Below are 13,884 nucleotides of genomic sequence, written 5' to 3'. Positions count from 1 at the left end.
GCGCATGAGAAGACTATAGATAGCTGGCGGCGCCGTATTGAACGGCGCCACAAATATTCATCAGATCAGTGAATGAGCCCGACACGGGAGAAGTTCGGCAGGTGGCTGAACTTCGAATCCGGCCAACTCATCCAGATGGCGAATGCCTTGCCGACAATGTTGCGATCCGGAACCATGCCCAGTACATCCTTGGGAATGCTCGGGTCGTTCCAGTAGCGGCTGTCGTTGGAGTTGTCGCGGTTGTCGCCCATCATGAAGTAGTGCCCTTCAGGAATCGTCCATTCCTTGCCAGGCTCGGCGCGGTAGCGGTTCATTTCCTTGCGGATGCGGTGCTCCACTTCACCCAGACGCTCGCTGTACAGCGTGGCGCTGCCCAGGCTGCCCGGCTCTTCGCCGATCAATTGCTCGGCCACGGCCTCGCCATTGACGAACAGGTGCTTGTCGCTGCTGTAGCGAACATGGTCACCCGGCAGACCGATAACCCGCTTGATGTAATTGACGTTTGGGTCGCTGGGGTAGCGAAACACCATGACGTCGCCACGCTGCGGATCACCCACTTCGATCACCTTGGTGTCCAGTACCGGCAGGCGAATACCGTAGGCGAACTTGTTGACCAGGATGAAATCGCCAACCTCGAGGGTCGGGATCATCGAACCGGACGGGATCTGGAAGGGTTCGACCAGAAAGGAGCGCAACACCAGCACGATGGCCAGCACTGGAAAGAACGACTTGCCGTACTCGACCAGCAACGGCTCCTTGTTCAGCTTCTCGACCACCGCCTCGTCGGCTTGCTCGACCTTGCCCTGATAGCTGGCGATCGCCGCACGCCGCCGGGGCGCCAGGAACACCAGATCGAACAGAGCCAGAGCGCCGCACACGGCGACGGCGATGACCAGCAACAGCGGAAAATTAAATGACATAGGCCTTAACTATCCAACTTGAGTACAGCAAGGAAGGCTTCCTGTGGAATTTCCACGTTACCTACCTGCTTCATGCGCTTCTTACCAGCCTTCTGTTTTTCCAACAGCTTGCGCTTACGGCTTACGTCGCCGCCGTAGCACTTGGCCAGAACGTTCTTTCTCAATGCCTTGACAGTCGTACGCGCCACGATCTGCCCGCCAATGGCGGCCTGGATCGCCACGTCGAACATCTGCCGAGGGATCAGCTCTTTCATCTTCTCGGTCAACTGACGCCCTTTGTAGTGAGCGTTGTCCTTATGCACAATCAGCGCCAGCGCGTCGACCTTATCGCCGTTGATCAATACATCGAGCTTGACCAGGTTGGCCGACTGATAACGGTCGAAATGGTAATCCAGCGAGGCATAGCCACGGCTGGTGGACTTCAGGCGGTCGAAGAAATCGAGCACCACTTCGTTCATGGGCAGATCGTAGCGAACCTGAACCTGGGTGCCGAGGAACTGCATGTCGCGCTGAACGCCACGCTTCTCGATGCACAGGGTGATGACGTTACCCAGGTGCTCCTGCGGCACCAGGATGGTGGCCTGCACGATCGGCTCGCGGAAATCCTCGACCGAGGACACATCCGGCAGCTTGGACGGGTTATCGACGTAGATCGTTTCACCGTTCTTGAGCACGACTTCGAAAATAACGCTCGGCGCGGTGGTGATCAGATCCAGGTCGTACTCGCGCTCCAGGCGCTCCTGAATGATCTCCATGTGCAACATGCCGAGGAAGCCGCAGCGGAAGCCGAAGCCCAGGGCATCGGAGCTTTCCGGCAGGTACTGCAGCGACGAGTCGTTGAGGGTCAGCTTCTGCAGTGCATCGCGGAAATCTTCGAAATCGTCGGAGCTGACCGGGAACAGGCCTGCATACACTTGCGGCTGGATACGCTTGAAACCGGGCAGCATTTCGACGTCTGGCGTCGAATTCAAGGTCAGGGTATCCCCCACCGGCGCGCCGTGAATGTCTTTGATGCTGGCGATGATAAAGCCCACTTCACCGGCCTTGAGGTCGGCGGTGGCGGTGTGTTTCGGGTTGAACACGCCAACGCTGTCGACCAGATGCACCTTGCCGGTGGACTTGACCAGGATCTTGTCGCCCTTCTTCACCCGGCCGTGACGTACACGCACCAGCGAGACGACGCCCAGGTAGTTGTCGAACCAGGAATCGATGATCAGCGCTTGCAACGGCGCCTCGATGTCACCAGTCGGCGCCGGAATCGTATGTACCAGGCGCTCGAGCACCTCATCGACACCCATGCCGCTCTTGGCGCTGCAGGCCACGGCATCGGTGGCGTCGATGCCGATGATCTTCTCGATCTCGTCCTTGACCCGATCCGGATCGGCCTGGGGCAGATCCATCTTGTTCAGCACCGGCATGACTTCCAGGCCCTGCTCGATGGCGGTGTAGCAGTTGGCGACCGATTGCGCCTCCACGCCCTGACCGGCATCGACCACCAGCAACGCGCCCTCGCAGGCGGCCAGCGAGCGGCTCACCTCATAGGTGAAGTCGACGTGGCCGGGCGTGTCGATGAAGTTCAACTGATAGGTGATGCCGTCCTGCGCCTTGTAATACAGGGTGACGCTGTGGGCCTTGATGGTGATGCCGCGCTCACGCTCCAGATCCATGGAATCGAGAACCTGGGCCTCCATCTCACGCGCGGTCAGACCACCGCACATCTGAATGAAACGGTCAGCCAGCGTCGACTTGCCGTGGTCAATGTGGGCAATGATGGAAAAATTGCGGATATGACTCAGGTCACTCACAGGACAACACTCGAAAAGGCCGCAGGCGACTGCCCGCCGAAAATAGCCGCGAAGTTTAACCGAGTGGTTACCCCCACGTCACGTCGGGACAACCGCTTGAACGGGCTATTTACCTGCTTGAGCACTCGCGGAAACAAAAAATCAACGCGAGAAAACTTTCTCGCCTACCAGCGACAGCCCCATGGGCGGCGTCGCAAATAACCGGCCATAAAAAAGGGCGACTCTCATCGCCCTTTTATCACAGCCGACGACAGGTGTTATTCAGCCAGTTTGAAGGTGATGAAACTGGCACGTCCCTGGCGTAGCACGCGCATGGAGACGGAACGGTTTTTCGGCAGCGACTGCGCGACCTCGGTGAAATTCTTCGCCGAACCGATTGCCTGGTTGTTCAGGTGCGTGATCACGTCGCCAGGACGCAGGCCGATCAGGGCAGCAGGGCCGTCCTGTACTTCGCGGATAACGACACCGCCTTTGAGATCCAGGGCCTTCTTCTGCTCACTGGTAAGTTCGCCGACACTGACGCCAAGACGGTTGCTGCTGCGCTCGACGCCCGGCGTAGCGCTTTCGGCGACCTCGTCGCCGTCATCGGCGGGCATGGTGCCAACGGCCAGATTCAGGTTTTTGCGCGCGCCCTCGCGAACGATCTCCAGATTGGCCTTGGTACCCGGCTTCAAGGCACCGACAAGGTGAGGCAGATCGGCGGACATGATAATCGGCTTGCCGTCCAGGCTGAGGATCACGTCACCCACCTGCAATCCGCCCTTGGCGGCCGGGCCGTCTTCAAGCACCTGAGCGACCAGCGCACCGGCCGGCTTCTCCAGACCGAAGGACTCGGCGAGATCCTTGTTCACTTCCTGGATGACCACACCCAGCCAGCCACGGCTGACCTTGCCGCTGGCCTTCAACTGATCGGCCACATCCATCGCCACGCTCATCGGAATGGCGAAGGACAGCCCCATGAAACCGCCGGAACGGGTGAATATCTGCGAGTTGATGCCGACCACTTCGCCATCCAGGTTAAACAGCGGGCCGCCCGAGTTACCCGGGTTGATCGCGACATCGGTCTGGATGAACGGCACATAACTTTCATTAGGCAGGCTGCGGCCCTTGGCGCTGACGATACCGGCAGTCACCGAGTGATCGAAGCCGAAGGGCGAACCGATGGCCAACACCCACTCACCCACCTTGAGGTTGTCGGAGTTGCCCAGCTTCACGGTGGGCAGATCGTCAGCGTCGACCTTGAGCAGGGCTACATCGCTGCGCGGGTCGGTGCCTATCAGTTTGGCTTCCAGTTCGCTGCGGTCGGACAAACGCACGATGATCTCGTCGGCATCGGCGACCACATGGTTGTTGGTCAGGATGTAGCCATCCTTGGAAATGATGAACCCCGAGCCCAGCGACTGAGCCTCACGCTGACGACCACCGCCACCGGGTGAGCGGGGCGGTTGAGGAATGTTGCGCTCGAAGAACTCGCGAAACATGGGCGGCAAGCCTTCGAGATCAGGAATGGCGAGACCACCATTGCTGGCGACGGCATTGGGTACTTTCTGCCGGGTACTGATATTGACCACGGCAGGCGAAGCGGCTTCGACCAAAGGCGTGAAGTCCGGCAATTGCGCATGCGCGACAATGGACTGCCCCATCATAAACACCGCGAACAGCGCGGCAGCGTAGGTTTTCAGGCTAGGCATCGACATTACAGTTTCTTCCCCATCCAGAACAAACGAGCCCCCTGCGGGGCCATCGGTAAAACAGAACATGACGATACAGCGGCACCATCGACCTTGATCGTTATCGTCGATCCTTATGGCGTTGCATGCACATCGTCGGTGCGCATCGACATGGCGACACGCTCCGCCGTTCCCAACGGAATCTCTCCCACTACCGTCACCATGACATCTCCATCATCGGTTGTCAGGCGTCGGGAAACAGCCACGGTAGGCCCCAGCTGGCTGCGCGCATCGGCAACCGCCACACCATGCAAGGGCTCGAGGAATACGGAAAAACGCGCCAGGCCGTCATCGTAGATCAGACAATCGACGGTGTCTGCGGAGGCGGGGCTACGTCGCTGAGTCACAGCACTGAGATTGAAGCCAGGCGGCAGCCAATCGGAGTGCCAGAGCTCCGGCTGTTTCTTTTCGGCTTTGATGACGCGCACAGGTGCGCAATCGGCAGAAGGTTGCAGTACCGCAGCGGGCTGGATATTGGCGGTATCCAGTTGAGTGAACTGGAAACGCTCGAGCAACATGCCTTTATCGTTAACCAGTAACGATTTGAGCGGCAAGCCAGTTTCTCGATCCAGATGCAGTTCAACACCATAGCGATGCTGATCACGCGGTAGCAAACCAAGAACCACAGCCGGACGCCCCGCAACGCGGGATTCGCCGGTCACTCGCAGCTCATACCACTCGCCTAATTGCTCGGTATTCAAAGCATGGCTGGGCCACACCTGGTCATCGACCAACTGAACGGGCAAAGAGCCGCTGGCGCATTGAGCCCGCCCATTGACCCGCAGCACTTCCTGAGGCGCACCATCGAGCCGCAGCAACCGCTCGCGCACGCCACCACCTGGCTCGACCTGACGCCAGATACTGTGGGTGGAAAGGTTGCCGTTGCGTTCGTAAACGAAAATGCCCTGGAAGCTTTGGCTGCTTTCGGCATTATTCAGCCTCTGCAACCAGTCCTGAGCGTCGGCAGCCATGGCGGGTAGTGCCAAAAAGCTGCCGATCACCAGCGAAGCAACGGGAATGAAGCGCATGCGCGTTCTTCTTAACGCTCTTCTACACTCGCAGATCGGGCGAACGGCAGCGCATTCTCTGCGGCACCGGGAGCAGACTGCTGAGCATGCTGACGCAAGTACTCAGGGAGACGCTGCTCATGCCAGCTTTCTCCTCCGGCGGAAACGTTTTCTACACTCGGTTGTTCGTCCGAAGTATTGAAACCCGCCAGAATGGCCGGCCCCTGAGCTTGCGGCAGAGCAATGGACGGTTGATCCTGCTGAGCCAGTTGTGCTCCGGCAACATCGTCCTGATTGTAGAAACGCACACCGGCCAGCACCGCGACGGTTACGGTAGCCGCAACAGCTACGCGTCCCAGGCTACGCCAAGGGCCACGTACGACCTTTTTCTGTTCCTGCGCCACGGGCGTGACATCGTTTTCCAGGGCAGCGGAAACGGCTGCGGCGATGTCCAGCCGCGGCACCAGCAGATCCTTGTGCATCACGGCACGAGCGACCTGGTAACGCGACCAGGTAGCACGCAATTCGGCATCGTCGCTCGCACTGAGCACACGCCGAAATTCAAGTTCATCCGCTTCGTTATCCATCACCGCGGACAGCGATTCCTGCAGGGCTTCACGACTCATAGCGGTTCCTCTCTTGGCTGTCGCCGCTGTCTCAGGCTTCCTGCAACAGCGGTTGCAGGGACTTGTCGATGGCTTCACGCGCCCGAAAGATTCGCGAACGCACGGTGCCAACAGGACATTGCATGACGCTCGCAATGTCTTCGTAACTCAGACCATCAAATTCACGTAACGTTAGCGCGGTTCGCAAATCTTCTGGCAACTGTTGGATGCTCCGATGCACGGTGGCTTCGATTTCATCCCTCAGTAGCGCACGCTCGGGAGACTCGATGTCCTTGAGGGCATGATCGCCGTCGTAGAACTCTGCATCCTCTGCGCTTACATCGTTATCCGGTGGCCGCCGACCGCGCGACACCAGATGATTCTTCGCCGTGTTGATGGCGATTCGATACAGCCATGTATAGAACGCACTGTCACCGCGAAAGTTTCCCAGCGCCCGATAAGCTTTTACGAAAGCTTCTTGGGCTACATCCTGAGCTTCATGGGTGTCGTGCACGAATCGCACGATCAACCCGAGAATCTTGTGCTGGTACTTCAGCACCAACAGATCAAACGCTCGCTTGTCGCCACGTTGAACGCGCTCGACCAGCTGCTGATCCTCTTCCTGGGTTAGCATGAATACTCCTCATTGAGCCCGTAGGAGGTCAGCGTCTGCCAGGATCGGTCTGCGAAAATAGACTCGGGCCATGTGCAAAAGTTCTCCCCCTCCGAACAAGCTTCCCGCAAAACATTTTTGGTTTTGCACGAAACGACGCACCAGGGCATGCCCCTGCTGCGCAAATAGTCTTAGATCGCCTGACTTGCCGAAACGAATCCCGCTGACGCGACCTTCGTTCGCCCGGCCCACCAAACACAGTCCCTCTCCGGGGCGACTCCGCTATAGAACCTTGACTACTAAGAAAGTTCATCCTGGCTATAGCAGAGCATATGAAACTCCAGCACCACTTGCGGTGGACAGCCCTGGGCAGGCACATCGCCAGCCGCCCACGATACACCTTCTGCTCGAGACAACCCACCGGACTGACTATTGTGCCGTTGCCCCCCTCTATATACTAGGGTCTGTTGACGCTTCAGCACGACCGCGCCGCCCCTGCAACTTGCGCTGAAACGTCAATAGACGCTATCGGTCGCCACTCAGCGGAATATTCGAATAATGAGCCAACATTTCCAGCACGACGTCCTGGTCATCGGCAGCGGCGCCGCCGGCCTGACCCTGGCCCTGACGCTCCCCGAACACCTGAGCATTGCCGTGCTGAGCAAAGGTGAATTGGCCAATGGCTCGACCTATTGGGCTCAGGGTGGCGTGGCGGCCGTGCTGGACGATAGCGACACCGTCGATTCCCATGTGGATGACACACTGAATGCCGGCGGCGGCCTGTGCCGTGAAGACGCCGTGCGCTTCACCGTGGAACACAGCCGCGAAGCCATTCAGTGGCTGATCGACCAAGGGGTGCCCTTCACTCGCGACGATGAACATGATCGCGAGGATGGCGGTTTCGAGTTCCACCTGACCCGCGAGGGCGGTCACAGCCATCGGCGGATCATCCACGCCGCCGATGCGACCGGTGCCGCGATCTTCAACACCCTGCTCGAACGCACGCGTCAGCGCAGCAATGTCGAACTACTCGAACAACGCGTAGCAGTGGATCTGATCACCGAGCGCAAACTCGGCCGCGAGGGGCTGCGCTGCCTGGGTGCCTATGTGCTGGATCGGCGCAGCGGCGAGGTGGACACCCATCACGCACGCTTCGTCATTCTCGCCACGGGTGGCGCGGCCAAAGTCTACCTCTATACCAGCAACCCGGATGGCGCTTGCGGTGACGGCATCGCCATGGCCTGGCGCGCCGGCTGCCGGGTCGGCAATCTGGAGTTCAACCAGTTCCATCCGACCTGCCTGTATCATCCTCAGGCCAAGAGTTTTCTGGTCACCGAGGCGCTGCGTGGCGAAGGCGCCCTGCTGCGCCTGCCCAACGGCGAACGCTTCATGCCACGCTTCGACCCACGCGAGGAGCTGGCACCGCGGGATATCGTCGCCCGCGCCATAGACCATGAAATGAAGCGCCTGGGTGTCGACTGTGTCTATCTGGATATCAGCCACAAGCCGGCGGACTTCGTCAAAAACCACTTCCCCACAGTTTATCAACGCTGCCTGGAATTCGGCATCGATATCACCCGGCAGCCGATACCCGTAGTACCTGCGGCGCACTACACCTGCGGCGGCGTGCTCGTCGATCAGGCCGGGCGTAGTGATGTGCCCGGCCTTTATGCCATCGGCGAAACCAGCTTCACCGGGCTGCACGGCGCCAACCGCATGGCCAGCAACTCCCTGCTCGAATGCTTCGTCTATGCGCGATCAGCGGCCGCCGACATCGTTGCCAATCTGAACCAGGTGCAAATGCCTGCCGACCTGCCGTCCTGGGACGCCAGCCAGGTCACCGATTCGGATGAAGACGTGATCATCGCCCACAACTGGGACGAACTGCGGCGCTTCATGTGGGACTACGTCGGCATCGTGCGCACCACCAAGCGCCTGCAGCGCGCGCAACATCGTGTGCGCCTGCTGCTCGACGAAATCGACGAGTTCTATAGCAACTACAAGGTCAGTCGCGATCTGATCGAGCTGCGCAACCTCGCACAGGTAGCCGAGCTGATGATTCTTTCGGCCATGGAGCGCAAGGAATCGCGGGGCCTGCATTACACGCTGGATTACCCGGAGTTGCTGCCCGAAGCCCGGGACACTATTCTGCGACCCGCCAACGCTGACGACTGAACTTCAAGCGGACACGCAATCGCCGATGCATGTCACGGGGCATGCCATCAGCCGGGATACACAGGCTGCGTACAGGATACTGGCCAGGCAGGCGGAACCGTACGATGACCAGCCACGGCAGCGCGATGCTATCGGGCAACAGGGTGATAGGCAGCCAATCACCCTCTTCACGCCGCGCCTGCCAACCCTCGTCATCATGACGCAGACTTCGGAAGGCGCCAGGACTACTCAGCAGCACATGCCGAGGCAACACCCACGCAGCATGGGCAGCGCCTATCAGCAAGCCCGCAATCCGCGCCCAGACCGGAATATCCACCAACAGCAGCGTGAACAACGCCAGCGCCTGGGCGCAAAGATAAACCTCCAGCAACCGTCGCGACGGCTGCCAGTGACATTCGAAGCGCTTATTTGGGCTGGACACGATCCAGAATCATGCGAACGATGTAGCGCAAATCCGCATCTTCGGGCTCGCCACGCTGCATGAACCAGCCGAACATGTCCTGATCCTCGCACTCGAGCAGCTTGCGATAGCGGCCGCGATCTTCTTCATTCAGGGTCGCGTACACCTCCCGCACGAAGGGCACCAGCAACACGTCCAGTTCCAGCATGCCGCGCCGGCTATGCCAGAAAAGGCGATTGAGTTCAGTGGCATCGACCATGGGGTTGCTCCTGGAAAAAGGCCGGCAGTATAACAACAGCGGCACGTCACATCAGCGTCAGGGCCAGACATTACCGATATCCTTGTGCCTTCATGCGCTTTTGCCTGTAGCTTGAGGCTCGCCGCTGCTCTTATCATGGCAACCTCATTCTCTGCCTGCGATTCTCTCGACCATGGCCGATAGCGCTTTCTTCTGCCCACTCACCCATGAAGGCATTCTCGCCGTGCGCGGCCCCGATGCCGGGAAATTCCTGCAGGGCCAGATCACCTGCAACATCAACTACCTGGGCGCCAGTGGTTCGAGCCTGGGCGCACGCTGCACGCCGAAGGGGCGCATGCTCTCCAGCTTCCGCATCGTCAGCGTGGCCGAAGGCTTCCTGCTGGCCATGGATAGGCAACTGCTGGAGCCGCAACTGGCCGACCTGCAGAAATACGTGGTGTTCTCCAAAGCCAAGCTCGGCGACGAAAGCGAGGCCTGGGTTCGTTACGGCCTGAGCGGCGGCGAAGCAGCGCTGCAGGCGCTCGGCCTGGAACTCGCCGCAGAAGCTGACAGCGTCGCCACGACCGAGAACCTGCTCGCCATCCGCCTGAGCGACGGGCGTGCCGAGCTGTGGGCACCGGCCGAGCAGGCCGAAGGCATACGCTTGCAACTGAGCGAGCAACTGCCCCAGGCAACGCTCAACGACTGGCTACTGGCGCAGATTCGCGCCGGCATCGGCCAGGTCACCGGCGCAACCCGTGAGCTATTCATCCCACAGATGATCAACCTGCAGGCCGTCGGCGGTGTGAGCTTCAAGAAGGGTTGCTACACCGGGCAGGAAATCGTCGCCCGCATGCAGTACCTGGGCAAGCTCAAGCGCCGACTGTATCGGTTGAGCTGCGCCGCCGATCAACTTCCTCAAGCGGGTACCGAGCTGTTCTCGCCGGTACACCGTAGCGCCGTTGGTGAGGTGGTGCTGGCCGCGTCCAGCGCCGGTGGCGTGGAACTGCTGGCCGTACTGCAGGAAGACGCCGCGAACGATGGGCATATCCACCTCGGTACGCTGGAAGGCCTGCCGCTCGACCTGCTCGAGCTACCGTACACGCTGGATAGCAACCGCGAAATCCAGCGCTGACGTACACTGCCTCCGTCCGCCACCACAACGCCATCAACGAGAATTTCATGAGCAAACTCGCCGAGAAAGTCCAGCTGGATCTGATCAGGGCTATCGACAACGATGAACTGGTTCTGCCGACCCTGCCCGAGGTCGCCCTGAAAGTTCGCGAGGCGGCGGAAGATCCGAACATCGGTATCCCGGAACTGAGCAAGGTCATCGGCAATGACGCAGCGCTCACCGCCCGCATCATCAAGGTGGTGAACAGCCCGCTGCTGCGCACCAACCGGGAAATCACCGATCTGCAGATGGCGATCGGCCGTCTCGGCATCAATTACACCTGCAACCTGGCCACTGGTCTGGCCATGGAGCAGATGTTCCAGGCCACCACCGATGTGGTCGACCGCAAGATGCGCGAAGTATGGAACAAGAGCACCGAGATCGCCGGCATCTGCCACGTGCTGAGCCGCCACTACACCCGCCTGATGCCGGATCAGGCGACCCTCGCCGGGCTGGTGCATCAGATCGGTGTGCTGCCGATTCTCACCTACGCAGAAGAGCACAACGAGTTGCTGACCGACTCGATCAGCCTCAACCACGTAATCGAGCAGATTCACCCGATCATCGGCGACAAGATCCTGCGTACCTGGGAGTTCCCGGAAATGATCGCCTGCGTGCCCAGCCAGCACCTGGACTTCAGCCGCGACAGCGCCAAGGTCGATTACGTCGATATCGTCCAGGTGGCCACGCTGCAGAGCTACCTCGGTACGCCGCACCCCTACACGCAACTCGACTGGAGTCAGGTACCGGCGTTCGCCAAGCTCGGTCTCAAACCGGACACGGACATACACGCGGACGAAGACCTGTCCGCCGCCATGGATGCCGCGATGAGCATGCTGCAGTGATTGCCACGGGGTGAAACTCTTCTCGCCCCGGCTCTGGGCGAGGGCTTGCTAACACTTCTGCGCGCAGAGACATTCAGGCTCTTCTAGTCCGGTTCACCGTGGAACGCCACGCGAACCAGCAGGCCCTGAGGGTTGGCCTGATGCAGGCTGATGGCGGCGCGGTGCGCACGGCAGATCTCGCCGACGATGGCCAACCCCAACCCTGCGCCCAGCCCCTGAACCTGACGCCGATAGAAACGCTCGAAGACCCGCTCTCGATCCGCTTCGGGAATTCCCGGGCCGTCATCCTCGACCTCCAATATTCCCGGTTCCAGCACCCGCAAGACCACATTGCCGCCAGCCTCGGTGTAGGCCATGGCATTGTCGACCAGGTTACACAACAACTCGTTGAGCAGGGTCGGCTCGCCGCGAATCCACACAGGCTGCTCGGCTTCCAATGCCAGGGCGACACCGCGTGAGTGGGCCAGAGGCGCCAGCGCCATGCCCAGTTCACGGGCCAACTGACTGAGATCCAGGCGCAGCGCACCGCCCTCGGCGATCGCACGGGCACCGCTTTCGATACGCGCCAATGACAGCAACTGGTTAGCCAGGTGAGTGAGGCGGTCGGCATTCAGCGCCGCGTCCTCCAGCGTCGCATGCCAGACCTCCGGCTGCCGATCACGCAGACCAAGCTCGACCCGCGCCTTTAGAGCGGCCAATGGCGTACGCAGCTCGTGAGAGGCGTCGGCGATGAACTGTGACTGGCGCTCGAACAGCCCGCGCAGGCGGTCATTGAACTGGTTCAGCGCATTGACCAACGGCCGTAGCTCTCGCGGCATGTCACTGTCAGGCAGCGGGCGCAGATCGTCGCTACTACGCGCCGCTACCGTGCGCCGCAGGCTCTCCAGCGGACGCAAGCCGGCACTCACCGCTAACCAGACCAGCAGCAGCGCACTCATCGACAACAAACCCATGCGCCAGAACGTGCCGAACAGCAGATCGCGGGTCATGCGCTCGCGGGCGCCCAGGGTTTCCGCCACGCGAATCTCTGCCACACCGCTGTACCCTGGCTCGCTGACCGGCTGCAGAAAGCTGACCACACGTATACCCTGGCCGCGGTATACACCGTCATAGAACTTGGCCAAGGCCGGATAATCATTGGTTCGTGGGGTGTCCGGCGGCGCGGCCGGCAGATCTTCATACCCCGATACCAGCTCACCTTTGGGGCCCAGTACCTGGTAGTAGATACGCCCGGCGCTGTCATAGGCGAAGGTATCGAGGGCGATATAGGGCACGTTGGCGCTCAACATGCCTTCCACGGCATAGAGGCCATCGGAAATCGCCCGGGCGGAAGCCAGCAAGGTACGGTCATAGGCCGTGTCAGCGGCATGCCGGGCACTCCAGTAAGCCGTCAGGCTGCTGACCAGCAGAATCACCGTGAACAACACGGCCAGCCGTCGGATCAGTCGACCACGCAGGCTACCCGGCCTATCCACCCGTGGCTTCCAGCAGATAACCGAGACCGCGGAAGGTGACGATGCGCACCGAACCGCCTTCGAGTTTCTTGCGCAGGCGATGGACGTAGATCTCGATGGAGTCGGCGCTCGCGTCCTCATCCAGACCGAATACCTGAGACGCCAGTTGCTCTTTGCTCATGACCCGCCCCGGTCGGGCGATCATCGCCTCGAGCACCGCCTGTTCGCGGGACGTCAGGTTGAGGCTTTCTTCCAGCAGGGTGAAGCGCCGGGTATCCAGGTCATAGACCAGATCGCCACAGCGCAACTGCTGTTCTCCACCGAGCATGCTGCGCCGCAGCAAAGCCTTGACCCGCGCCTCCAGCTCACTCAGTTCGAACGGTTTGGCCAGGTAATCATCGGCCCCCAGGTTGAGCCCGTGCACCCGATCCTTGACCTCGCCGCGAGCGGTGAGCATCAGCACCGGCACGGTTTTGCCTCGCGCACGCAGACGCGCCAGAACCTCGAAACCGTCCATGCGCGGCAGCCCCACATCGAGGATCGCCAAAGCGTATTCCTCGCTGCTCAGCGCCAGATCCGCAGCCACGCCATCATGCAGAACATCCACGGTCCAACCGGCACTCTTGAGCACCTGGGTAACGCTCGCCGCCAATTGCGGATGATCCTCGACCAGCAGAATTCGCACTGCAACCTCCACACCGAATCATGACTTGACCGCCATGTGTGGCAGGAGTTTACCGCTCGCGCGACAACTTGGCAGTTACGGCGTGCGTTAGGGTCTGTTCCCGTTTCACTCACGGCCGCGCCGATGAAACGGGAACAGACCCTGGCAGCGTATGCGCAATAACTTTCACCGCTGAAAGGTTGGTGAAAGGTTGTACTTCTAGGATCACCACCAGGTGGCTCGATCCGCCCATA

13 protein-coding genes are annotated in these 13,884 nt (G+C 60.4%); 3 read left to right on the top strand and 10 right to left on the bottom strand.

Translation table 11 applies throughout. The annotated features are described in order from the left end of the window. Positions 1-65 precede the first annotated feature (65 nt). The 6 genes from lepB to rpoE form a co-directional block, all read right to left on the bottom strand. Complete coding sequence (lepB, locus tag DNK10_RS05295) at positions 66-920, bottom strand: signal peptidase I (RefSeq protein ID WP_131182259.1); 855 nt, start codon at positions 918-920, stop codon at positions 66-68. 5 nt (positions 921-925) lie between these two features. Next, positions 926-2,725 (bottom strand): translation elongation factor 4, encoded by a 1,800-nt coding sequence (gene lepA / locus DNK10_RS05290; RefSeq protein ID WP_131182260.1) that lies wholly within the window; start codon positions 2,723-2,725, stop codon positions 926-928. 257 nt (positions 2,726-2,982) lie between these two features. Next, the gene (locus DNK10_RS05285) at positions 2,983-4,422 is read right to left on the bottom strand and encodes a DegQ family serine endoprotease (RefSeq protein WP_131190833.1); all 1,440 of its coding nucleotides are present in this window, start codon (positions 4,420-4,422) and stop codon (positions 2,983-2,985) included. Between the two features lie 107 nt (positions 4,423-4,529). After that, entirely contained in the window at positions 4,530-5,483 is a 954-nt protein-coding gene (locus DNK10_RS05280; protein WP_131190832.1) for a MucB/RseB C-terminal domain-containing protein, read from the bottom strand. Positions 5,484-5,494: 11 nt separating this feature from the next. Next, entirely contained in the window at positions 5,495-6,088 is a 594-nt protein-coding gene (locus DNK10_RS05275) for a sigma-E factor negative regulatory protein (RefSeq protein WP_131182263.1), read from the bottom strand. 31 nt (positions 6,089-6,119) lie between these two features. Beyond that, positions 6,120-6,701: an RNA polymerase sigma factor RpoE/AlgU gene (gene rpoE, locus DNK10_RS05270; RefSeq protein WP_013792331.1), complete on the bottom strand. Its 582-nt coding sequence runs from the start codon at positions 6,699-6,701 to the stop codon at positions 6,120-6,122. A 537-nt stretch (positions 6,702-7,238) separates the two neighbouring features. On the opposite strand from rpoE, the gene nadB reads away from it, so the two are divergent. After that, positions 7,239-8,855, top strand: a complete 1,617-nt coding sequence (nadB, locus tag DNK10_RS05265) for an L-aspartate oxidase (RefSeq protein WP_131190831.1) — start codon at positions 7,239-7,241, stop codon at positions 8,853-8,855. Here the strand turns inward: nadB and DNK10_RS05260 are convergent. Both DNK10_RS05260 and DNK10_RS05255 read right to left on the bottom strand, forming a co-directional pair. After that, positions 8,824-9,276 carry a protein YgfX gene (locus tag DNK10_RS05260; RefSeq protein WP_131190830.1) on the bottom strand — a complete coding sequence of 151 codons (453 nt, stop codon included), beginning with the start codon at positions 9,274-9,276 and terminating at the stop codon, positions 8,824-8,826. The genes nadB and DNK10_RS05260 overlap by 32 nt on opposite strands. Further along, positions 9,260-9,514: an FAD assembly factor SdhE gene (locus tag DNK10_RS05255; RefSeq protein ID WP_131182266.1), complete on the bottom strand. Its 255-nt coding sequence runs from the start codon at positions 9,512-9,514 to the stop codon at positions 9,260-9,262. Before DNK10_RS05255 ends, DNK10_RS05260 begins: the two co-directional genes overlap by 17 nt. A 172-nt stretch (positions 9,515-9,686) precedes the next feature. Between DNK10_RS05255 and ygfZ the strand changes: the two genes are divergently transcribed. Both ygfZ and DNK10_RS05245 read left to right on the top strand, forming a co-directional pair. After that, positions 9,687-10,628: a CAF17-like 4Fe-4S cluster assembly/insertion protein YgfZ gene (gene ygfZ, locus DNK10_RS05250; protein WP_131182267.1), complete on the top strand. Its 942-nt coding sequence runs from the start codon at positions 9,687-9,689 to the stop codon at positions 10,626-10,628. Positions 10,629-10,675: 47 nt separating this feature from the next. After that, complete coding sequence (locus DNK10_RS05245; RefSeq protein WP_131190829.1) at positions 10,676-11,512, top strand: HDOD domain-containing protein; 837 nt, start codon at positions 10,676-10,678, stop codon at positions 11,510-11,512. An 83-nt stretch (positions 11,513-11,595) separates the two neighbouring features. Here the strand turns inward: DNK10_RS05245 and DNK10_RS05240 are convergent, their stop codons facing one another. After that, positions 11,596-12,987, bottom strand: a complete 1,392-nt coding sequence (locus DNK10_RS05240) for a sensor histidine kinase (protein ID WP_131190828.1) — start codon at positions 12,985-12,987, stop codon at positions 11,596-11,598. After that, entirely contained in the window at positions 12,980-13,651 is a 672-nt protein-coding gene (locus DNK10_RS05235) for a response regulator (RefSeq protein ID WP_131182270.1), read from the bottom strand. Before DNK10_RS05235 ends, DNK10_RS05240 begins: the two co-directional genes overlap by 8 nt. Between the last annotated feature and the right edge of the window lie 233 nt (positions 13,652-13,884).

The sequence above is a fragment of the Phytopseudomonas daroniae genome (assembly GCF_004327275.1).
Classification (GTDB): domain Bacteria; phylum Pseudomonadota; class Gammaproteobacteria; order Pseudomonadales; family Pseudomonadaceae; genus Aquipseudomonas; species Aquipseudomonas daroniae.
The sequence above is the reverse complement of the archived record's forward strand: the minus strand, read 5'-3'. Positions and strand labels throughout refer to the sequence as shown.